Source organism: Ideonella sp. A 288, from assembly GCF_002198735.1.
Lineage (GTDB): Bacteria > Pseudomonadota > Gammaproteobacteria > Burkholderiales > Burkholderiaceae_C > Pseudaquabacterium.
The window spans coordinates 83,821-104,997 of sequence record NZ_MWLO01000137.1; the positions used below are offsets into that span (position 1 = coordinate 83,821).

Below are 21,177 nucleotides of genomic sequence, written 5' to 3' on the forward strand. Positions count from 1 at the left end.
ATGAGTGACGACTTCGCCTTTGCCGCGCCGCCGTTCGACCCCGGCGAGGCCCTGCAACGACTGAAGCGCGAGTTGCGCGACCTCGGCCTGGCCGAGCGCGATGGCCGCTTCGAGCGGCGCGGTGTCGCGATGGCGCGCGCCTCGGTCGACGACGGCGCCTTGCTCGCGGCGCGCGTGCGCAAGCCTTCGCGAAACAGCCCCGAATGGCAGGCACGAACCCTGCGAAGCAGCGCCGATGTGCGCGACTTCGTGGCCGACCTGAAGAAACAACTGGCGCTCTGGAGCGACCGCGATGACTGACTTCTTCGATGCGCTGGAAACACGCACCCCCACCGCCCGCGAGGCTGCGCTGATGGCGGCGCTGCCGGGCCACGTGGCCCGCGCCCAGCAGGCGACGAGTGCGTTCGCCGAATCGCTGGCCGGCGTGGACGCCGCCACCATCACCAGCCGCGCCGCGCTGGCCCGGCTGCCCGTGCTGCGCAAGCACGAGCTGCTCGAACGGCAGAAGGCGTTGCGCGCACGGGATCCCTTCGGCGGCTATTCGGCCATCGGCTGGCGCGGGCTGCGCGCCGGCCAGGGCGCCCGGCGCGTGTTCCAGTCCCCGGGCCCGATCTACGAGCCCGAGGGCGACGGCCCCGACTACTGGCGCATGGCCCGCGCCATCTACGCCGCGGGCTTCCGCGAGGGCGACCTCGCCCACTGCAGCTTCAGCTACCACCTGACACCGGCCGGCGCCATGATGGAAGGCGGCGCGCATGCCGTTGGCTGCACCACCTTTGCCGGCGGCATCGGCAACACCGAACTGCAGTTGCAGGCGGTGTCCGAACTGCGCCCGCACGGCTACATCGGCACGCCCAGCTTCCTGAAGATCCTGGTCGAGAAGGCCACCGAAACAGGAACCTCGATCGCGTCGATCACCAAGGGCATGGTCGGCGGCGAGGCCTTTCCGCCCTCCCTGCGCGACTGGTTGCGAGAGCGCGGCATCGAGGTCTACCAGAGCTATGCCACCGCCGACGCCGGCCTGATCGCCTACGAGACGCCCGCCCGCGAAGGTCTGGTGCTGGACGAGTCCATCGTCCTCGAGATCGTGCGGCCCGGCACCGGCGACCCGGTGCCCGACGGCGAGGTCGGCGAGGTGGTGGTCACCGTGCTCAACCCGTCCTACCCGCTGGTGCGTTTCGGCACCGGCGACCTGTCGGCCGTGCTGGCGGGGCCCTGCCCCACCGGCCGCACCAACACCCGCATCAAGGGTTGGCTCGGCCGCGCCGACCAGACGACCAAGGTGCGTGGCATGTTCGTGCACCCCAGCCAGGTGGCCGAGGTGGTGCGCCGTCACCCCGAGATCGGCCGCGCCCGGCTGGTGATCGAAGGCGAGATGGCCAACGACCGCATGACGCTGCGGGCCGAGGTGGCCTCGACGCCAACCGGACTGCAGGACGCCATCGCCGGCAGCATCCGCGACGTGACCAAGCTGCGCGGCGACGTTCAACTGGTGCCGCCAGGCAGCCTGCCCAATGACGGCAAGGTCATCGAAGACGCGCGAAGCTACGCTTGAGCCGGCGCGCCACCGGGCCTGTCCACCACCTGATGAGGTCCGGCGTTGTGCGGTCGCGGCGGCGTGATCTCGGTCATGCAGAGGGCGGATCCTAAGTAGTTCCCCCGTCGCACGCCGATCCCGCCTGACTAGCATGGCGGCCTTCACACCCACACAGTTGCCGGAGACACGTCCATGAAGAAGCTGCTCACTGCCATCGCCATCGCCGCCATCGCAGGCACCGCATCGGCCTATCCCGACAAGCCGGTCACCATCGTCGTGCCCTTCGCCGCCGGCGGACCGACGGACAAGGTGGCACGTGACCTCGCAGAGGTGCTGCGCAAGGGCCTGAACAACCAGACCGTGATCATCGAGAACGTCGGCGGCGCCGGTGGCACGCTGGGCGCCGCCAAGGTGGCCAAGGCCTCGCCGGATGGTCACACGCTGCTGCTGCACCACATCGGCATGGCCACTTCGCCGGCGCTGTACCGCAAGCTGCCCTACGACACAGCCAACGACTTCGAGTACCTGGGCATGGTCAACGAGGTGCCGATGACCCTGGTCGGCCGCTCCACGCTGCCGGCTGCCAACTTCGCCGAACTGCGCAAGTGGATCGACGCCAACAAGGGCAAGATCAACCTGGCCAATGCTGGCCTGGGCGCCGCCTCGCACCTCTGCGGCCTGCTGTTCCAGCAAAGCATGGGCGTCGACATGACCACGGTGCCGTACAAGGGCACGGCGCCGGCGATGACCGACCTGCTCGGCGGCCAGGTCGACCTGATGTGCGACCAGACCACCAACACCACCGGACAGATCGAAAGCGGCAAGATCAAGGCGTTCGCGGTCACCAGCACCAAGCGCCTGTCCACGCCCGTGCTGGCCAAGTTGCCGACGCTGGACGAGTCGGGCCTGAAGGGCTTCAACGTCAGCATCTGGCACGGCCTGTACGCCCCGAAGGGCACGCCGAAGGCCGTGGTCGATCAGGTCAATGCCGCCTTGCGCAATGCACTGAAGGATCCGGAGTTCATCAAGCGCCAGGAAGCCCTGGGGGCCGTGATCGTCACCGACGGCCGCCTGGCCGGCGCCGAGCACAAGAAGTTCGTCGAATCCGAGATCGCCAAGTGGGGCCCGGCCATCAAGGCGGCCGGCCAGTACGCCGACTGAGTCTCGCGGCAACGCATGTCACCATGCGGCGCGGCCCTGGGTCGCGCCGTCGGTCACGGGGCCCTCGCGGGCCCCTTCTTCATGGCCGCGCTCAGGTGATGCGCAAGGGAATCGTCACCGGCCCGTCGTTGACCAGCGCGACCCGCATGTCGGCGCCGAACACGCCGCAGGCCACCACGGGATGCCGCTCGCGGGCCAGCGCGAGCACACGCTCATAGAGCTGGCGCCCCAGGTCCGGTCCGGCGGCCGCCGTGAAGCTCGGCCGGTTGCCGCCGCTCACATCGGCCGCCAGGGTGAACTGGCTGACGATGAGCAGGCCGCCCGCCACGTCGACCACGCTGCGGTTCATCTTGCCGGCGTCGTCTGAAAAGATGCGCAGCTTGAGCAGCTTGTCCACCATCCTGGCCGCGTGCGCGGGCGTGTCCGCCGGCTCGGCACACACCAGCACCAGCAGGCCATGGCCGATCTCGCCGAGCACAGCTCCGTCCACGGTGACCCTGGCTTCCGACACGCGCTGAACCAGCCCGATCACAGGGGATCCTTCGGGTCGTCGAAGTGCGCCTCCATGTCCATCGGCAGCAACTGGATCGTCGCGCGCAGTCCAGGCACCGCACTCATCAGGGCTTGTTCCACCGACACCCGCAAAGCCGCCGAGCGACCCAATGACCAGGCCGCCGGCATGTGCATGTGCAGGTCGACATAGCGGCGCTGTCCCGCCCGGCGCGTGGTGACATGGTCGAAGCGGATCGTGGCATGGTCGAAACTCGCGAGGACCCGGTCGATCTCGGCCCGGGTCTCGGGTTCGACGGCCTGGTCCATCAGGCCATCGGCAGAGCGCCACACCAGGTGGACGCCTTCGCGCGCGATGTTCAGGCCGAGCAGGATGGCGATCACCGGATCCAGCCACAGCCAGCCGGTCCAGTGCACCGCCCCCAGCCCGACCACGACACCGGCCGAGGTCCACACATCGGTGAACAGGTGGCGGGCATCGGCCTCCAGTGCCATCGAGCGGTGCTCGCGCGCCTTGCGCAGCATGGCCCAGGCCAGGGCACCGTTGAGCACGGAGCTGATCACCGACAGCAGCAGGCCCAGTCCCAGCGATTCGAGCGGTTGCGGCGCTGCCAGACGGCTGGCGGCCGCCCACATGATGGCGATGGCGGCCACGAGGATGAGCACACCCTCGAAGCCGCTCGAGAAGTACTCGGCCTTGTGGTGCCCGTAGGGGTGGTCGTCGTCGGGTGGCTGGGCGGCCACCGTGACCATCGCCAGGGCGAACGTGGCGCCGGCCAAGTTGACCAGCGACTCCAGCGCGTCCGACAACAGCCCGACCGAGCCCGTCAGCCACCAGGCCCCGGTTTTCAGCGCAATGGTGGCCACGGCCACCGCGATCGACAGCTTGAGGTAGGAGCTGACCTGCATCGGGAGGAGAGAAGGCAGTGGCCGGCCGGGAGTCTCAGACGTCGATCGTCACGCGCGCGAACTTGCGCTTGCCCACCTGCACCACCACCGTGCCGGCCGGCACCTTCAGCGCCTTGTCGCTGACCACCGCACCATCCAGGCGCACGCCGCCCTGTTCGATCATGCGCAGGGCCTCGCTGGTCGAGGGCACCAGCCCCGCTTGCTTGAGCAGGGCGCCGATCGCCAGCGGTGCACCGCCGAGCCGCACCTCGTCGATCTGGTCGGGCACCCCGCCACGGGCTCGGTTGGCGAAGTCCTGCTCGGCCGCATCGGCGGCCGCGACACTGTGGAATCGCGTGACCAACTCGCGCGCCAGCATCACCTTGGCCTCCTTCGGGTTGCGCCCGCCGGACACCTCGGTGCGCAAGGCCTCGATCTCGGCCAGCGGCCGGAAGCTCAGCAGCGTGAACCAGCGCCACATCAGGTCGTCGCTGACGGACAGCGTCTTGGCGAACATCAGGTTGGCCGACTCGGTGAGGCCGATGTAGTTGTTCTTGCTCTTGGACATCTTGTCCACGCCGTCCAGCCCTTCGAGCAGGGGCATGGTCAGGATGCACTGTGGTTCCTGACCGTACTCCTGTTGCAGCGCACGGCCGACCAGCAGGTTGAACTTCTGGTCGGTGCCGCCGAGTTCAAGATCGCTCTTGAGCGCCACCGAGTCGTAGCCTTGCATCAACGGATAGAGGAACTCGTGAACGCTGATCGGCGTGTTCGATTCGAATCGCTTCTTGAAATCGTCGCGCTCCATCATGCGCGCCACCGTGTAGCGGGCGGCCAGTTGGATCATGCCGCGGGCGCCGAGCGGGTCGCTCCACTCGCTGTTGTAGCGGATCTCGGTCTTGTCGGGGTCGAGCACCAGGCTGGCCTGCGCGTAGTAGGTCTGGGCATTCGCCTCGATCTGCTCGCGCGTCAACGGCGGACGGGTGGTGTTGCGCCCCGACGGGTCACCGATCATCGAGGTGAAATCCCCCACCAGGAAGATCACCTGGTGCCCCAGGTCCTGCAACTGCCGCATCTTGTTCAACACCACCGTGTGGCCCAGGTGCAGATCGGGGGCTGTCGGATCGAGCCCGAGCTTGATTCGCAGGGGCGTGCCGGTCGCCTCGGCGCGGGCCAGCTTGCGCACCCAGTCGCCCTGAGGCAGCAGTTCGTCACAGCCGCGCAGCGAAATCTCCAGCGCCTCCTGGACGCGTTCGGTGACCGGATGTGTGCCGTCGGGGGCGGCGTTCGGAGGGGTCGACATGGGCAGAAGTTGGTGCTTTTCGCAGGGTGCCAGGCGGTAGGTCGCGGCTATACTCGCGACTCGCCTGCGGACTGGGGCGGGCGCGTGCTTGTCTTCGAAAGCACCGCACGCTTCACAGAATCAGAGATTCTAGAGGACGCCCTCCGCAGTCTCCCCGGTCGGCACCCGTCCCGGCCCCGAGAGGATTCATTTCGTTGGACTCGATCACTCAGTTGGCACTGCGGCCGTTGGCGAGCCTGCATTCACTGGTTCGCCGTCACCCGCGGCGACTGTCCGCCGTGCTGCTGACGGCACTCGGCGGCTTCGCAGTGGCGGCCTTTGGCATTGCGCCGATGGCGCCGGATGCTGCCGACCTGCCCCAGCGCCTTGTTTCCGAGGCCGTGGTGCCGTCCGACCTCGAGCGGCAGGCCGAAGACCTCGCGTTCCACGACCTGCAACTGTGGCGGTCCGATCTCACCCGCGGCAGCGACACCGCCGACAACCTGCTGCGCCGACTCGGCGTGTCCGACCCTGCCGCGGCGGCATACATCCGCACAGACCGGTGGGCGCGGCGACTGATCGAGGGCCGCGCCGGCAAGATGGTTCAGGCCCGCACCCTGCCCGATGGCACCTTGGTCGAACTGATCGCACGCTATCCGGCCCAGGACGACGCCCAACAGCTCACCCACTTCACCCGCCTCAGCCTGCAGCGTGCCAACGGCCGCTTTGTCAGCCAGATCGATACCGCACCTCTGATGGCTCAGGTGCGCATGGGCAGCGGCACCGTCCGCAGCAGCCTGTTCGCCGCCATCGACGATGCCGGTCTGCCCGACGGCATCGCGGCGCAGATGCTCGAAATCTTCGCGACCGAGATCGACTTTCACCGTGAGCTCCGCAAGGGCGACAGCTTCAATGTGATGTTCGAATCGCTGCTGGCCGATGGTCACCCGATCAGCTGGAACGAAGGCATCGGCCGCGTGCTGGCCGCCGAGTTCACGCACGCCGGACGCAGCTCGCAAGCCGTCTGGTTCACCGACCCGGCCACCGGCAAGGGCGCCTATTTCGGCTTCGATGGCCGCAGCAAGCGCCGCGGCTTTCTGGCCAGCCCCGTGGCATTTTCTCGCATGACCTCGGGCTTTGCGCAGCGCCTGCACCCCATCATGCAGACTTGGCGTGCCCACAACGGCGTCGACTACGCCGCGCCGACCGGAACTCCGGTCAACGCCGTGGGCGACGGCGTCGTCGAGAAAGCCGGCTGGCAGAACGGCTACGGCAACGTCATCACCCTCAAACACGGCGGCGACAAATCCACCGTCTATGCGCACCTCAGCCGCATCGACGTCCGCCAGGGCCAGCGCGTCAGCCAAGGCCAATCGATCGGCCAGGTCGGTGCCACGGGTTGGGCCACCGGGCCTCACCTGCACTTCGAGCTGCGTGTGGGTGGCCAATTCCAGGACCCGTTGACCATCGCAAGGCAGGCCGAGACGGTCGCCGTCGAGGCCAGTTCCAGGGCTCGCTTCCAGATCCTGGCGGCGTCAGCGCAGGCCGGCCTGGACACCGCAGGGTCGACGCGGGGCGCCCGCGCCGACAGCGAGTAAGCCCCGCCCTCGCATCACGGTTCGCCACGATGGCGTTGTACGTCGGACAGATGTCCGGCACCTCGATGGATGGCGTGGACAGCGTGCTCGTGCGCATCCCCGGAGAAGGCGCCCTGCCAGTGCAGGTCCTGGGCCACGATCACGGGGCCATGCCGCCAGCGCTGCGGCAGGCGCTGATGGACCTGAATGCGCCTGGCGCCAACGAACTGCACCGCGCAGCCCTGGCCGCCAACGCGCTCGCCGACTGGTACGCCGACTCGGTGCACCGCCTGCTGGCCGCCGCCAACGTGGCACCTGCCGATGTGCGGGCCATCGGCGCACATGGCCAGACAGTGCGCCACCGTCCCGGTGAGTTCGACCGGTGCGGCTACACGATCCAGTTGCTCAACGGTGCGGCGCTTGCCGAGCGATCCGGCATCGACGTGGCCTGCGATTTCCGCAGTCGTGACGTCGCGGCAGGGGGCCAGGGCGCACCCCTGGTGCCCGCCTTCCACGCCGCGTGCTGGTTCCGGCCGGGCCAGGATCAGGCCGTGCTCAATGTCGGCGGCATTGCCAACCTCAGCCTGCTGCGGGCCGATGGCGGTGTCGGCGGCTTCGACTGTGGACCGGGCAACGCCTTGATGGACCACTGGTGCGCGCGACACACAGGCGCCGGCTTCGACGCCGAGGGCACCTGGGCTGCCAGCGGGCAGGTCCATGACAGCCTGCTCGAGCAGATGCTCGCCGAGCCCTACTTCGCCAAGCCACCACCGAAGAGCACAGGGCGTGATCTGTTCAATCCGCCGTGGCTCGACGCCATGCTGTCAAAGGTGGCCCCGGCGGGCGACCTGGCCCCTGAGGCTGTCCAGGCCACCTTGACCGAACTCACTGCTCGGGCCGCCTGCCTGGCACTGCAAGCCACCGCCCCGGCGACGACGCGCTTGATGGTCTGTGGGGGTGGCGCGCTCAACGCCCACCTGATGCGACGAATCCAGGCTCACCTCGCGCGATGCGAGGTCGTCTCGACGTCGGCCGTCGGCCTCCCGCCGCTGCAGGTGGAGGCAGCTGCGTTTGCGTGGCTCGCGTACGTGCGGGTCGAGCACCTGCCCGGCAATCGACCGGAGGTCACCGGCGCGGCCGGCTCTCGCGTGCTGGGTGCCCTGCACCCAGCCGGTTGATCAGGCTGAGAAACTCGATCCGCAACCACAGGTCGTGGTGGCGTTGGGGTTCTTGATCACGAACTGCGCACCCTGCAGGTCTTCCTTGTAGTCGATCTCCGCACCGACGAGGTACTGCAGGCTCATGGCATCGATCAGCAGCGTGACGCCGTGCTTGGTCATCTGCGTGTCGTCGTCGTTCACGACCTCGTCGAAGGTGAATCCGTACTGGAAGCCCGAACACCCGCCGCCCTGCACGAACACGCGCAACTTGAGGTCGGGATTGCCCTCTTCGGCCACCAGATCGGCCACCTTGGCCGCGGCACTGTCGGTGAACACCAGGGGCGACGGCATGGCGATCGGATCGGCGGCGAGAGACTCTGCAACTGCATTCATGGGGTGGGCTCCAGAAAAATCTTGACGGAATATGGGGTGGGACTGGCGCAGCCGCAAGGCCTTCGATCAGGCGGATTTCGACGATGCCAGCGTGAGCACGGGACGATCATCCGTCCTGCCCGGCCGAAGATCCCCTTCGACCCTTGCGCCGACATGCATCTCCAAGAGCAGATAGTTGACTTGCCCCGTGACGCGGGCCTTCGGCTGCAACTCCAGCAACTCGGTCGATTCAACCGGGCCGAGCACTTCTCCGTTGATGATCACATGCCCGGCCTTGACCTTGCCATGGACCCGGGCTTTTTCGCTGATCACCAGCAAGTTCGGCGCATCACCCAAGGCAACGATGTCGCCGTCGACTTCACCGTCGATGCGCAGGCCATCGGTGAAGTTCAGGTTGCCCTGGAGGCGCGTGCCCTCGCCGATCAACGAGCGGATCGGCGGCTGTGCCTTGCGCTTGAACCACATCGGTCATCCTTCATGTCAAACGCCAAGCGCCTTTGCGTCACAGCCTCAGGGTGTGCGAGGCGCGCATGGCGCCAGCGTCGTCGACGATCCTCACCTGTACCGTTTTTACCACAGCCGCAGCAGGGTACTCGACGAGCCCTTCGCTGCGCGCGTACTGGGTCAGCACCAATGAAGTTCCGCCCGTCGTTGCCAGGAGTGTCCAGGGGCGGCCTTCCAGCATGCCGCCGAGCACCAGGTCGAAGCGCCCCTTGAATTCGGCGGGGCTCTTGCCACCCTGCATCACCAGCAACTGAAAACGCAACTGACCCGGCGCCTGGGGAATGGCCTGCAGCGACCGGATCGACAGGCCGTCGCCGCCCGTGGCCGGCAACAGGCGCTCGAAGAATCCGAGGTCGGCGCGCAGTGCCTGGTTGCCCGCCTCGAGCTGGCGCACCTGCTGCATCAAGCGGTCCTGCGCGGTGCGCTCGGCCTTCAGCACACTGCCCGCGGTGTCGGCCAGCGATTGGGCCTTGTCGCGGGCCTCGCGCAACTGCGCCACCTCGATGCGCAGGCGCGCCAGTTCGTCCTTGGCATCATGGTCGAGACCGGCCAGGTCCTTGCCCAGTTCGAACGCCCACAGCGCGATCGCACCGGAGAACCCCAGCACCACCGCGACGGCCGCCCAACGCAGAGGCCACGGCAGATGCCGCCGCACGATGACGCGCGGGGCACTGATCGACAGGCGTCTGCGCAGCAGTTTCCAGCGCATGGTCGGTACAGAAATGAAAAGGGCCGCATCGAGCGGCCCTGGGTTCCAGCATCGAGCCGGGGTCGCCCCGGGGTGCAGATCAGCGCTTGCTGAACTGCTTCCGACGGCGGGCGCCGTGCAGACCGACCTTCTTGCGCTCGACCTCACGCGCGTCACGCGTGACGAAGCCGGCGTGGCTCAGGTCGGGCTTGAGCGTTGCGTCGTAGTCGATCAGGGCGCGGGTGATGCCGTGGCGGACCGCACCGGCCTGCCCGGATTCGCCACCGCCGTTCACGTTCACCTTGATGTCGAACGTCATTTCATTGTTCGTCAGCAGCAGCGGCTGCTTGACGATCATGATCGAGGTCTGCCGACCGAAATACTGGTCGACGGGCTTGCCGTTCACCACGATCAGGCCTTCGCCCTTCTTGATGAAGACGCGTGCCACCGACGACTTGCGGCGGCCGGTGCCATAGTTCCAATTGCCGATCATCACCGCTCCTTAAAGTTCCAGCGCCTTGGGCTGCTGGGCGGTGTGCGGGTGCGAATTCCCGGCATACACCTTCAGCTTCTTGATCATCGCGTAGCCGAGCGGGCCCTTGGGCAGCATGCCCTTCACGGCCTTCTCCAGCGCGCGGCCGGGGTGCTTGGCTTGCATGTCCTTGAACTTGGTGCCGTAGATGCCGCCCGGATAGCCGGAGTGGCGGTAGTACACCTTTTGCTCGGCCTTGTTGCCCGTGACACGGAGCTTCTCGGCATTGAGGACGATGATGAAATCACCGGTGTCGACGTGAGGCGTGTAAATGGCCTTGTGCTTGCCGCGCAAACGGAGTGCCACTTCGCTGGCGACACGTCCGAGCACCTTATCGGTGGCATCGAGCACAAACCACTCGTGCTTCACCTCGGCCGGCTTGGCGCTGAAGGTCTTCATGAGTGCTTCTGTGTTGGTGCGTTCCCCGACATCGACTCTGCCGCACAGGAAACGCATGACAAGATGGCTGGCCGCTCGTGACCGACCGCCTCGGAACTGCTTATCAGGGCAGCCTCTCGGCATTTTCGGCAAGATCGAGATCCCGCAGCCCCTCGAGAGCATTGCTGCCCCATGAACTGCACCAGCGACCTGCAAGCCCCACATGGGCGCTCACAGCCTGCCCGGCCATCATTCGGGCAGCCGAGGAGTATAGCCTCAACCCTGCAGCCGCAACAACCTCACCCTTCGCCAACCCACATACGCCTGCGCCGAGATCGTGTATAAGGGTTTTCCCGCAACACGGATGAGGCCATGCCGAACACACCGAACCCCGCGCTGACGGCCGACGACCGCGCCAATGGCCCCGTCGTCGGACACAGCAGCCCGGCCGCCGGCGCCGGCACGACCGCTGAAGCCGTACAGCGCCTGCCCTGGATTCCCATCCGCTCGCTGGCCCCCGCGCACCGGGACCGGATTCTGGACCATCTCCACGCGCTCTCGGACCGGGACCGCTACCTGCGCTTCGGCTACCAGGCCAACGACGAACACTTGGCCCGCTACGTCGACAGCCTGGACTTCGATCGCGACGAGATCTTTGGTGTGTTCAATCGGCGACTGGAAATCGTCGCCCTCGCCCACCTGGCTTGCCCGGCGCGCGACGTGGCAAAACTGCCCGCGGGGCCTGCCGGCGCGGTGGGCGCGGCAGAGTTCGGTGGCTCGGTGGTCGGGCGACTGCGTGGCCGTGGTTACGGCGGCAAATTGTTCGAGCACGCCATGCTGCACGCCCGCAACCGGGGTTTCGGAACGATCTTCATCCATGCCCTCAGTGAGAACGCGGCCATGTTGCGCATTGCCCGGCGCGCCGGGGCGACGGTCGAACGCGACGGGCCCGAGTCGGAGGCCTACCTCAAGCTGCCCCCCGAGACCATGGCCTCGCACTTCGAGCAGGTGGTGGCCGAGGGCGCCGCAGCCCTGGACTACCGCCTGAAGCAGCACTCCCAGATCGTTGGTGCGATGGTCGATGCCATTGCCGAGGTGCGTTCCGGCGTTCGATCGACGGCCCGAGTCGACCGCGACTGAGCGCCCGATCGGGTCTCATCCCTCATCCGAGGGAAAGCCCCCTGACACGGAGGCCTGCCTGCGCCGTGACCGCGCGGCGCAGTGAGGTCCTGCGGGGTAATATCAGTTGCTCCCATTCACTGGCAGGTCGTGGATCGACTCCACGGCGTGTCGTCTCCGCCTGGCCCATCGATGCAACAGACCCTTCCGTGGATCATTGCCCTCGTCGCGGTGGCCGTGATGGCGCCGGCGTTGGTGTGGTTGGCGCTGCGTCCGCGCCGGCCGGGCGCAGCCCGTCCGCTGCCCACCGAGTGGGCCCTGACGGCGCGGCCCGTCTTCAGCAACGACGAGCGCCGCGTGTACCGCCAACTGCGCGAGGCACTGCCGCACCACATCGTGCTGTCCAAGTTGCCGCTGGTCCGGTTCTGCCAGCCGAACGACCCGCAGCAGGTGCGCTACTGGTACGACCTGCTGGGCGGCATCCACGTCACGTTCGCCGTGTGCAGTGCCAATGGCCGCGTGCTGGCCGCGGTCGACCTGTCCAACGAACGCGGCGGGCTGAACCGTGTCGGACAGATCAAGCAGGCCGTGCTCAGCGCCTGCCGCGTGCGCTACCTGCGCTGCCCGATCGACCACCTGCCGTCGATTCCCGAACTGCAGATGCTGGTGCCGCAGAGCGCGGCCGCGTCGCGCGGGCCGCAGCCGGCACCTGCCATCTACGAGGCCCAGAACACCCTGTCGACCGCCGTGGCGTCGCGGCGTCGGGAGCGCACCACGCTGTGGCAGGACTCCGGGTTCTTCAACGATTCGTTCTTCGCCGCGGACAGCCGGCGCGAGGCCGGCAACAGCGAGTCGGGTGCGCTGGACACCGTGCCGCCCGGCGTCGACTCGCTCCTGCCTGCGGCCGAACCCGCAGCGGGCGTCGCGCGAACGCCGGGCGCCATGCGCGCGCCGACGACACCGACGCGCCACTGAACCTGCGCCCATCGGTCGGCCGCCAGGGTAGGCCCCGGGGGTGATGCGCCGACAATGGGCGATGCCTGCTGCCCACGAACACCCCTTCGATCGCCTGAACCCGCAGGCCCTGCTGGACGCACTCGACGCCGTTGGCGTGCGCGGCGACGGCCGGCTGCTGCAGCTCAACTCATACGAGAACCGGGTGTTCCAGGTGCAACTGGAGGACGGCGGCACCATCGTCTCCAAGTTCTACCGGCCGGGCCGCTGGACCGACGATCAGATCCTCGAAGAGCACGCGTTCTCGCTCGAGCTGGCCGAGGCCGAGGTGCCGGTGGTCGCCCCCATCGTGCTGCCCGGCGGCTCGACGCTGGCCCACGTCACGATCGACGGGCAGCCCTTCCGGCACGCCGTCTACCCGCGACGCGCCGGCCACGGACCCGAACTCGAACAAGACGGCACCCTGGCCTGGCTCGGGCGCTTCATCGGGCGGCTGCACGCCGTGGGCGCGCGCCGCCCGTTCGAGACTCGCCGGACGATGGATGCGCAGACATTCGGCCACGGCGCGCGCGACCGCATCCTGGCGATGGACCTGCTCCCGCCCGCGCAAGCCCCGGGCTGGCTGGATGCCTGCCATGACGCATTGAAAGCGGTCGACGCGGCCTTCGCGGCGATTCGGCCAACCGCGCTGCGGCTGCATGGCGACTGCCATCCGGGCAACATCCTCTGGCGCGACGAAGGCCCGCACGTGGTGGACCTGGACGACGCCTGCAACGGCCCCGCGGTGCAGGACCTGTGGATGCTGCTGTCCGGCGGCCGTGAGGCGATGGCCGCGCAGATGGCCACCGTGCTGGCGGGCTATGTCGCGTTCAAGGCCTTCGACCGGCGCGAACTGGCGCTGATCGAACCACTGCGCACCCTGCGCATGATCCACCACTCGGCCTGGCTGGCCGAGCGCTGGACGGACCCGGCCTTCCCGGCCGCCTTTCCGTGGTTCGGCACGCCGGGCTACTGGGGCCAGCAGACCATGCAACTGAGAGAGCAGGTCGACGCGATGGCCGAGCCGCCGCTCGAGCTGCCGCTGCCGGACTGAGCACAGCGGCCCGCGCGGGGCCGGGCCGCCAGCCGGCTCAGGCCGCCAGCAGGCGGGTCACCCGCGCCACGTAGGCCGCCGGATCGTCCAGCTGACCGCCCTCGGCAAGCATGGCCTGGTCGAACAGGATGTTCGCCAGATCGTCGAAGCGCCCCTCGTCCGCCGCCATGCGCTTGACCAGCGCGTGCTCGGCGTTGACTTCGAGGATGGGCTGCGACTTCGGCGCGCTCTGGCCCGACTGTTTCAGCATGCGGGCCAGGTGCGAGCTCATGTCGCCCTCTTCCACCACCAGGCAGGCGGGCGAGTCGACCAGGCGGGTGGTCACCCGCACGTCCTTGGCGCGGTCCTTCAGCGCGTCCTTCAGCTTGTCGAGCGTCGGCTTGAAGGCCTCGGCCACCGCCTCGGCCTGTTTCTTCTCTTCCTCGTCCTGCAGCGTGCCGAGATCGACCGCGCCCTTGGCCACGCTCTGCAGCGGCTTGCCTTCGAACTCGTACAGGTGGCTCAGCAGCCATTCGTCCACACGGTCGACCAGCAGCAGCACCTCGATGCCCTTCTTGCGGAAGATCTCGAGCTGCGGGCTGGACTTGGCGGCCGTGAGCGAATCGGCGGTGATGACGTAGATGGCCTCCTGGCCTTCCTTCATGCGCGACACGTAGTCGGCGAAGGACACGCCCTCGTCGGCGTGGGTGGACGCAAAGCGGAACAGCTTGGCCAGGCGCTCGCGGTTGGCGAAGTCTTCGCCGATGCCTTCCTTCAGCACCGCGCCGAACTCGTTCCAGAAGGCCTGGTACTTGGCCTTGTCCTCGGCGCTCTCGCTGTCGGCCAGCGACTCCAGCATGCCCAGCACGCGCTTGGTGCTGCCCTCGCGGATGGCCTTGACGTCGCGGCTTTCCTGCAGCAGCTCGCGGCTGACGTTCAGCGGCAGGTCGGCCGAGTCGATCACGCCCTTGACGAAGCGCAGGTACACCGGCATCAGCGCCTCGGCGTCGTCCATGATGAAGACGCGCTTGACGTACAGCTTGACGCCGCCGCGCTTGTCGCGGTTCCACAGGTCGAACGGCGCCTTGGCCGGCACGAACAGCAGCTGCGTGTACTCGCTGCGGCCCTCGACGCGGTTGTGCGTGTAGGCCAGCGGCGGCTGGGTGTCGTAGCTGATCTGCTGGTAGAAGGCCTGGTACTCGGCGTCGGTGATGTCGCTCTTGCTGCGTGTCCACAGCGCGGCGGCCTTGTTCACCGTTTCCCATTCGTCGGTGACGACCTGCTCCTTCTTCTCGTCGTCCCAGCTTTCCTTCTTCATCAGGATGGGCAGCGAGATGTGGTCGGAGTACTTGCCGATGACCGACTTGAGCTTCCAGGTCTTGAGGAACTCGTCGGCCTCCTCGTCGCGCAGGTGCAGGATGACGTCGGTGCCGCGGGTGGTGCGGTCGATGGTCTCCAGTTCGTACTCGCCGGTGCCCTCGCTCGACCAGCGCACGCCCTGGTCGGCGGGCAGGCCGGCTCGGCGGCATTCCACCGTGATGCGGTCGGCGACGATGAAGCCGGAATAGAAGCCCACGCCGAACTGGCCGATCAGGTTGGCGTCCTTCTTCTGCTCGCCTTCGAGCCGGGCGACGAATTCGCGGGTGCCGCTCTTGGCGATGGTGCCCAGGTGCGAGGCGGCCTCGTCGGCGCTCATGCCGATGCCGTTGTCGCGGATGGTCAGGGTCTTGGCCTCGGTGTCGAAGAACACGCGCACTTCGAGGTTGGGCGCGTCCTCGTACAGCGCGGCGTTGTCCAGCGCCTCGAAACGCAGCTTGTCGCAGGCGTCGGACGCGTTGGAGACCAGCTCGCGCAGGAAGATCTCCTTGTTGGAGTAGAGCGAATGGGTGACGAGGTGCAGGATCTGCTTGACCTCGGCCTGGAAGGCGTGCGTCTGTTTGGTCATGGTGTCGATCTTGGAAGGGGTGCGGAAGCGTCCCTCGGAACTCCTCGGACGCGCGGGCGGCATTTTGGGGCCGGCGTGGCGCTTTCAAGGCCCGATGCGGCATGATCGTCCGCCATGACCCTGGCCGACGACCTGCTGGCGCAACTGAAGGACGGCCTCGCCGGGCCGGCGCCGCGCGTGCGCGCGCTGCACCTGCCGCCCAGGCCGTGGAACGGCACCAAGGACGGTGAGTTCTGCGCCATCGAACTGGACGACGGCTCGCTGGGCCTGAGCTACGTGCTGCTGGACGACACGCTGGCGCGCTTGGCCAGCGCCGGCTCGGATCGGCAGGTGGTCGGGGCCGACGCCCTCGAACTGGCCGGCCGCTGGCGCGACGGCCGTGGCGCCGAGCGGGCGCTGGGCTTTGCGGCGGTGAATGCGCTCAGCCGCCACCTGCTCGACCGCGCCGGCCGGGTGCCGCCGGACGCCACCGACGCCATCGGCGGGCTCGACCCGCAGCCGGGCGAGCACATCGGCATGGTGGGCCTGTTCCCGCCGCTGGTGCGCCGGGTGACGGCCTGCGGCGCCCGCCTGACGGTGCTGGAACTGCGCGAAGACCTGGCCGGCGCGCGGGCGGATTTCACCGTGAGCCTGGACCCGGCCGCCCTGGCCGATTGCGACAAGGTGCTGACGACCAGCACGGTGCTGTTGAACGACACGCTCGACGCCATCCTGGCGGCGTGCTCCCGGGCACGCCAGGTGGCGATGATCGGCCCCGGCGCCGGTTGCCTGCCCGAGGCTCTGTTCGCCCGGGGCGTCACGGCCGTCGGCGGCGCGTGGATCGTCGACCGGCCCGGTTTCGTGGCAGCGCTCACCCGTGGCGAGCCCTGGGGCGGCTGCGCCCGCAAGACGCTGTGGACGGCCGCTCAGGTCCCTCGTCAGGGGGCGCGGCCGGCGAATTGACCGTCGCGCCGATCGGGCGCCGCATCCATGGCATGCTCGCTGGCATGGCTTCCTCCGATGACCGCGCGCCCACGGCCGATGCCGGCGCCCCCGCCCCGTCCCGACTCAGCCGCCTGACGATCGACCGCAGCGCCGCCCCCTCGCTGAGGCGGCGGCGGCGCTGGTGGCCCTGGGTGGTCGGCGGCGTGCTGTTGCTCGGCGCTGGCGTGGCGGCACTGGCACCGCGGCCGGTGGCGGTGCAGGTGGGCTCGGTGGTGGTGGCCTACCCGTCGCAGGCCTATGCCGCGCTCACGGCCTCGGGCTACGTGGTGGCACAGCGCCGCGCCGCCGTGGCCTCCAAGGGCACCGGCCGGCTGATCGAGCTGCGGGTGCGCGAAGGCAGCGTGGTCAAGCAGGGCGACCTGATCGGCCGACTCGACGCCGCCGACGTGCAAGCCAGCCTGGCCTCGGCCGAAGTGGGTGTGCTGCAGGCGCAGGCGGCCAAGGTGCAGGCCGAGGCGGCGGTGGGGCAGGCCCGGGCCGAACTGGCCAACGCCGAGGTCGAACTCGAGCGCCAGCAGGCGCTGCAGGCCCAGGGCTTCGTCTCGCCGCAGGCGGTGGACGGCGCGCGGCGGCGGGTGGACGTGGCGCGCTCGGCGCTGGCCACGCAGCAGGCCGCCATCGGCACCGCCCAGGCGGCGCTGGGCCAGAGCCGCGCGCAGGTGCGGGTGCAGCAGGTGGCCCAGGGCAACACCGAGATCCGCGCCCCGTTCGACGGCGTGGTGCTGGTCAAGAACGCCAACGTCGGCGACATGATCACGCCGTTCTCCAGCGCCAGCGGCACCTCGGGCGCGGTGGTCACGATGGCCGACATGGGCACGCTGGAGGTCGAGGCCGACGTGTCGGAGAGCAACGTCGCCCAGGTCAAGGTCGACCAGCCGGTGGAGATCACGCTCGACGCACTGCCCGACATGCGCCTGCGCGGCAGCGTCGCCCGCATCGTGCCCACGGTGGACCGGGCCAAGGCCACGGTGATGACGAAGATCCGCTTCGAAGTGCTCGACCCGCGCATCCTGCCGGAGATGAGCGCCAAGGTCAGCTTCCTGTCGAAGCCGGCCACCGCCGACGACCAGAAGGCGGTGATCGCGGTGCAGCCCAAGGCCATCGTCGAGCGGGGCGGCGCGAAGCTGGTGTTCCGCGTGGTCGGCGACATCGTGGAGGCCGTGCCGGTGACGCCCGGCCGGCGCATCGGCGACCTGCAGGAACTGACCTCCAGCGCGCTGAAATCCGGCGACCGCCTGGTGCTGAACCCGGGCGACACGCTGCAGGCCGGCGCCAAGGTGTCGGTGGCGACGAAATGACGGCGCCGCTGATCCGCATCGCCAACCTTCGCAAGGGCTATGTGCGCGGCGGCCAGGCGATCCCGGTGCTGGAGGACATCCACCTCGACGTGGCCGTCGGCGAGTTCGTGGCCCTGATGGGCCCCAGCGGCTCGGGCAAGAGCACGCTGCTGAACCTGATCGCCGGCATCGACAAACCCGACCGCGGCACCATCGAGATCGGCGGCGTCGACATCGCCCGGCTGGGTGAAGGCGCGCTGGCCGACTGGCGGGCCGCCCACGTCGGCTTCATCTTCCAGTTCTACAACCTGATGCCGGTGCTGTCGGCCTTCGACAACGTCGAGCTGCCGCTGCTGCTGACCGGCCTGTCGTCGCGCGAGCGGCACGAGCGCGTCGCGGCGGTGCTCGACCTGGTGGGCCTGACAGACCGCGCCGACCACTACCCGAGCGAGCTCTCCGGCGGACAGCAGCAGCGCGTGGCCATCGCCCGGGCGCTGGTCACCGACCCGGTGCTGATCGTCGCCGACGAGCCCACCGGTGACCTCGACCGCACCACCGGCGACGAGGTGCTGGGCCTGCTCGACCAACTGGTGCACGAACTGGGCAAGACCATCGTGATGGTCACCCACGACCCCAAGGCCGCCGCCCGTGCCGGCCGCATGGTGCACCTGGAAAAGGGCGTACTGGTGGACGACGTGGCCGCCGGGGCCTGAGCGGCTGAGAGTCTTTCGATCATGCCCGCTCACCACCCCCAAACGCACCCGCTCGTCGTTACAGTGCTCGCCATAGCCCGAGCTATGGCTGCGCTTTGCGCCTAGATCGGGCACGTCTGGGGGCGTCGCTCGGGCACGCTCGAATTCCTCTCAGCCTCTGAGCCATGTTCCTGCTGAAGCTGCTGCTGAAGAACGCCTTCCGCCACAAGCTGCGCACCGGCCTGACGCTGGTGGGCCTGGTGGTGGCGATCTGCGCCTTCGGCCTGCTGCGCACCATCGTCGACGCCTGGTACGCCGGGGTCGAGGGCAGCAGCAGCACCCGGTTGATCACCCGCAGCAACATCTCGCTGACCTTCCCGCTGCCACTCAACTACGCCCAGCGCCTGCGCGCCGTCGAAGGGGTGCGGCAGGTGAGCTGGGCCAACTGGTTCGGCGGCGTGTACGTCACCGAGCGCAACTTCTTCCCGCAGTTCGCGGTCGACCCCGCCACCTACCTGCCGCTGTACCCCGAGTACCGCATCCCCGACGAGCAGAAGCTGGCCTTCCTGCGCGACCGCCAGGGCGCGGTGGTCGGCCGCAAGCTGGCCGACAAGTTCGGCTGGAAGCTCGGCGATGCGATCCCGCTGCGCGGCACCATCTACCCCGGCACCTGGACCTTCACCTTGCGCGGCATCTGGGATGGCGCCGAGGCCAAGACCGACGAGAGCCAGATGCTGGTGCACTGGGGCTACATCAACGAGAGCCTGCGCCAGCGCTTCAAGGGCCGCGCCGACCAGGTGGGCGTGTACATCGTCGGCATCGACGAGCCCACCAACGCGGCGCTGATCGGCCAGCGGGTGGACAAGCTCTTCGCCAACTCGCTGGCCGAGACCATGACCGAAACCGAGGCCGCCTTCCAGCTGAGCTTCGTCTCGATGAGCGAGGCCATCCTGGTGGCGGTGCAGGCGGTGAGCCTGATCATCGTGGTGATCATCATGGCGGTGATGGCCAACACCATGACGATGACGGCCCGCGAGCGCCTGGCCGAATACGCCACGCTGAAGGCGCTGGGCTTCTCGCCCGGCTTCGTGGTGCGCCTGCTGTTCGGCGAGAGCCTGCTGATCGCGGCCATCGGCGGCGTCGCCGGGCTGCTGCTCACCTGGCCGCTGGCCGGCGCCTTCCGCAGCGCCGCCGGCACCCTGTTCCCGGTGTTCCAGGTGTCCACGCTGACGATGGCGCTGCAACTGCTGGCGGCGCTGGGCGTGGGCGCCGTGGCGGCCGCCTGGCCGGCCTGGCGCATGAGCCGCATCGACATCGTCGCGGGCCTGCGCCACGTCGGCTGAGCCATTCCATGCGCGGCGTGCCCCTGGCCTACATCGCCCGCAACCTGTGGGTGCGGCGCGTCACCACGGTGCTGACGGCCGGTGGCATGGCGCTGGTGGTGTATGTGTTCGCCACCGTGCTGATGATGAGCGAGGGCATCCGCTCCACCCTGGTGGCCACCGGCCAGCCCGACAACGTGATGGTGCTGCGCAAGGGCGCCGGCGCCGAGATCAACAGCGGCATCGAACGCGGCCAGGCGGCCCTGCTGTCGACCTTGCCCGGCATCGCCACCGACGGCCTGGGCCGGCCCCTGGTCAGCGCCGAGCCGGTGGTGCTGATCAACCTGCCCAAGCGCAGCAACGGCAAGCCGAGCAACGTCACGGTGCGCGGCACCTCCGAGCGGGGCCTGCAGCTGCGCCCGGGCGTGCGGATCGTCGAAGGCCGGATGTTCCGGCCGGGCACGTCCGAGATCGTCGTCGGCCGCGCCACGGCCGAGGGCTTCGCCGGCGTCGATCTCGGGGCCTCGCTGCGCTTCGCCGGCCGCGACTGGCAGATCGTCGGCCGCTACGACGCCAGCCGCAGCGGCTTCGACAGCGAGATCTGGGGCGACGCCGAGCAGATGCTGCAGGCCTTCCGGCGTGGCGTGTACTCGATCGTCGTGTTCCGGCTGGCCGACGCCGGGCGCTTCGACGCCACGCGCGACCTGATCGACGGCGACCCGCGCCTGTCGCTGGAGGCCAAGCCCGAGATCCGCTTCTATGCCGAGCAGAGCGAGGCGCTGGCCACCTTCATCAACATCCTGGGCCTGTCGCTGGCGGTGATCTTCTCGATCGGCGCGGTGGTGGGCGCGATGATCACGATGTTCGCCGCGGTCGCCTCGCGCACCGGCGAGATCGGCACGCTGCGGGCACTGGGCTTCCGGCGCCGCGCTGTGCTGGGCGCCTTCATGGCCGAGTCGCTGCAGCTGGCGTCGATCGGCGGCGTGCTGGGCCTGGCCGCGGCCAGCGCGATGCAGGCGGTGGACGTGTCGACCACCAACTTCCAGACCTTTGCCGAGCTGGCCTTCCGCTTCGTGCTGACCCCGCAGATCGCGTGGCAGTCGATGGCCTTCGCGCTCGTGATGGGCGTGGTCGGCGGCTTCATCCCGGCCTGGCGGGCCGCGCGCCTGCAGATCGTCGACTGCCTGCGCGCCGCATAGCCC

At 68.8% G+C, this 21,177-nt stretch carries 22 protein-coding genes; 13 read left to right on the forward strand and 9 right to left on the reverse strand.

The annotated features are described in order from the left end of the window. The 3 genes from EOINJALH_RS19950 (at window position 1) to EOINJALH_RS19960 (ending at window position 2,698) form a co-directional block, all read left to right on the forward strand. The gene (locus tag EOINJALH_RS19950; protein WP_088283294.1) at window positions 1-300 is read left to right on the forward strand and encodes a hypothetical protein; all 300 of its coding nucleotides are present in this window, start codon (window positions 1-3) and stop codon (window positions 298-300) included. Beyond that, complete coding sequence (locus EOINJALH_RS19955) at window positions 293-1,555, forward strand: phenylacetate--CoA ligase family protein (protein WP_088283296.1); 1,263 nt, start codon at window positions 293-295, stop codon at window positions 1,553-1,555. The genes EOINJALH_RS19950 and EOINJALH_RS19955 overlap by 8 nt, the downstream gene beginning before the upstream one ends. Before the next feature lie 174 nt (window positions 1,556-1,729). Beyond that, the gene (locus tag EOINJALH_RS19960) at window positions 1,730-2,698 is read left to right on the forward strand and encodes a tripartite tricarboxylate transporter substrate-binding protein (RefSeq protein WP_088283298.1); all 969 of its coding nucleotides are present in this window, start codon (window positions 1,730-1,732) and stop codon (window positions 2,696-2,698) included. A 91-nt stretch (window positions 2,699-2,789) separates the two neighbouring features. Here EOINJALH_RS19960 and dtd read toward each other — a convergent pair whose 3' ends face one another. The 3 genes from dtd to tyrS are packed head-to-tail and all read right to left on the reverse strand — an operon-like array spanning window position 2,790 to window position 5,399. Continuing rightward, on the reverse strand, window positions 2,790-3,230 hold the full coding sequence (gene dtd / locus EOINJALH_RS19965; RefSeq protein ID WP_088283300.1) for a D-aminoacyl-tRNA deacylase: 441 nt from the start codon (window positions 3,228-3,230) through the stop codon (window positions 2,790-2,792). Next, the gene (locus tag EOINJALH_RS19970) at window positions 3,227-4,117 is read right to left on the reverse strand and encodes a cation diffusion facilitator family transporter (protein WP_088283303.1); all 891 of its coding nucleotides are present in this window, start codon (window positions 4,115-4,117) and stop codon (window positions 3,227-3,229) included. The genes dtd and EOINJALH_RS19970 overlap by 4 nt, the downstream gene beginning before the upstream one ends. Before the next feature lie 34 nt (window positions 4,118-4,151). Next, entirely contained in the window at window positions 4,152-5,399 is a 1,248-nt protein-coding gene (gene tyrS, locus EOINJALH_RS19975; RefSeq protein WP_088283305.1) for a tyrosine--tRNA ligase, read from the reverse strand. Between the two features lie 26 nt (window positions 5,400-5,425). Here tyrS and EOINJALH_RS19980 point away from each other — a divergent pair, with 26 nt between their 5' ends. Continuing rightward, window positions 5,426-6,976, forward strand: coding sequence for a peptidoglycan DD-metalloendopeptidase family protein (locus EOINJALH_RS19980; protein WP_310732323.1), 1,551 nt, complete (start codon window positions 5,426-5,428; stop codon window positions 6,974-6,976). 29 nt (window positions 6,977-7,005) lie between these two features. Beyond that, window positions 7,006-8,133 carry an anhydro-N-acetylmuramic acid kinase gene (locus tag EOINJALH_RS19985; protein ID WP_088283306.1) on the forward strand — a complete coding sequence of 376 codons (1,128 nt, stop codon included), beginning with the start codon at window positions 7,006-7,008 and terminating at the stop codon, window positions 8,131-8,133. Here EOINJALH_RS19985 and erpA read toward each other — a convergent pair whose 3' ends face one another. From erpA to rplM, 5 genes are all read right to left on the reverse strand, one after another. Next, window positions 8,134-8,508, reverse strand: a complete 375-nt coding sequence (gene erpA / locus EOINJALH_RS19990; RefSeq protein ID WP_088283308.1) for an iron-sulfur cluster insertion protein ErpA — start codon at window positions 8,506-8,508, stop codon at window positions 8,134-8,136. 66 nt (window positions 8,509-8,574) lie between these two features. Continuing rightward, the gene (locus EOINJALH_RS19995) at window positions 8,575-8,973 is read right to left on the reverse strand and encodes a polymer-forming cytoskeletal protein (protein WP_088283311.1); all 399 of its coding nucleotides are present in this window, start codon (window positions 8,971-8,973) and stop codon (window positions 8,575-8,577) included. A 37-nt stretch (window positions 8,974-9,010) separates the two neighbouring features. Then, on the reverse strand, window positions 9,011-9,721 hold the full coding sequence (locus tag EOINJALH_RS20000) for a DUF6776 family protein (RefSeq protein WP_088283313.1): 711 nt from the start codon (window positions 9,719-9,721) through the stop codon (window positions 9,011-9,013). A gap of 79 nt (window positions 9,722-9,800) precedes the next feature. Continuing rightward, window positions 9,801-10,193 (reverse strand): 30S ribosomal protein S9, encoded by a 393-nt coding sequence (rpsI, locus tag EOINJALH_RS20005; RefSeq protein WP_088283677.1) that lies wholly within the window; start codon window positions 10,191-10,193, stop codon window positions 9,801-9,803. Between the two features lie 9 nt (window positions 10,194-10,202). Then, window positions 10,203-10,631 (reverse strand): 50S ribosomal protein L13, encoded by a 429-nt coding sequence (gene rplM, locus EOINJALH_RS20010; RefSeq protein WP_088283315.1) that lies wholly within the window; start codon window positions 10,629-10,631, stop codon window positions 10,203-10,205. A 351-nt stretch (window positions 10,632-10,982) separates the two neighbouring features. Between rplM and EOINJALH_RS20015 the strand changes: the two genes are divergently transcribed. The 3 genes from EOINJALH_RS20015 (at window position 10,983) to EOINJALH_RS20025 (ending at window position 13,776) form a co-directional block, all read left to right on the forward strand. Beyond that, complete coding sequence (locus EOINJALH_RS20015) at window positions 10,983-11,750, forward strand: GNAT family N-acetyltransferase (protein WP_234413950.1); 768 nt, start codon at window positions 10,983-10,985, stop codon at window positions 11,748-11,750. A gap of 171 nt (window positions 11,751-11,921) precedes the next feature. After that, window positions 11,922-12,704, forward strand: coding sequence for a DUF2726 domain-containing protein (locus tag EOINJALH_RS20020; RefSeq protein ID WP_088283317.1), 783 nt, complete (start codon window positions 11,922-11,924; stop codon window positions 12,702-12,704). A gap of 61 nt (window positions 12,705-12,765) precedes the next feature. After that, the gene (locus tag EOINJALH_RS20025; protein ID WP_088283681.1) at window positions 12,766-13,776 is read left to right on the forward strand and encodes a serine/threonine protein kinase; all 1,011 of its coding nucleotides are present in this window, start codon (window positions 12,766-12,768) and stop codon (window positions 13,774-13,776) included. Between the two features lie 37 nt (window positions 13,777-13,813). On the opposite strand, the gene htpG is transcribed toward EOINJALH_RS20025, so the two are convergent. Continuing rightward, a complete protein-coding gene (htpG, locus tag EOINJALH_RS20030) occupies window positions 13,814-15,700 on the reverse strand; it encodes a molecular chaperone HtpG (RefSeq protein WP_088283319.1) in 1,887 nt (628 codons plus the stop codon). A 114-nt stretch (window positions 15,701-15,814) separates the two neighbouring features. On the opposite strand from htpG, the gene EOINJALH_RS20035 reads away from it, so the two are divergent. The 5 genes from EOINJALH_RS20035 to EOINJALH_RS20055 all read left to right on the forward strand — a co-directional run bounded on the left by EOINJALH_RS20035 (window position 15,815) and on the right by EOINJALH_RS20055 (window position 21,174). Beyond that, a complete protein-coding gene (locus EOINJALH_RS20035; protein WP_088283321.1) occupies window positions 15,815-16,642 on the forward strand; it encodes a Rossmann-like domain-containing protein in 828 nt (275 codons plus the stop codon). A gap of 44 nt (window positions 16,643-16,686) precedes the next feature. Then, window positions 16,687-17,982, forward strand: coding sequence for an efflux RND transporter periplasmic adaptor subunit (locus EOINJALH_RS20040; protein ID WP_088283683.1), 1,296 nt, complete (start codon window positions 16,687-16,689; stop codon window positions 17,980-17,982). Continuing rightward, window positions 17,979-18,674 carry an ABC transporter ATP-binding protein gene (locus EOINJALH_RS20045; RefSeq protein WP_088283323.1) on the forward strand — a complete coding sequence of 232 codons (696 nt, stop codon included), beginning with the start codon at window positions 17,979-17,981 and terminating at the stop codon, window positions 18,672-18,674. The genes EOINJALH_RS20040 and EOINJALH_RS20045 overlap by 4 nt, the downstream gene beginning before the upstream one ends. Window positions 18,675-18,838: 164 nt before the next feature. Beyond that, window positions 18,839-19,996 (forward strand): ABC transporter permease, encoded by a 1,158-nt coding sequence (locus tag EOINJALH_RS20050; RefSeq protein ID WP_088283325.1) that lies wholly within the window; start codon window positions 18,839-18,841, stop codon window positions 19,994-19,996. 8 nt (window positions 19,997-20,004) lie between these two features. After that, the gene (locus tag EOINJALH_RS20055) at window positions 20,005-21,174 is read left to right on the forward strand and encodes an ABC transporter permease (protein WP_088283327.1); all 1,170 of its coding nucleotides are present in this window, start codon (window positions 20,005-20,007) and stop codon (window positions 21,172-21,174) included. Window positions 21,175-21,177 lie beyond the last annotated feature (3 nt).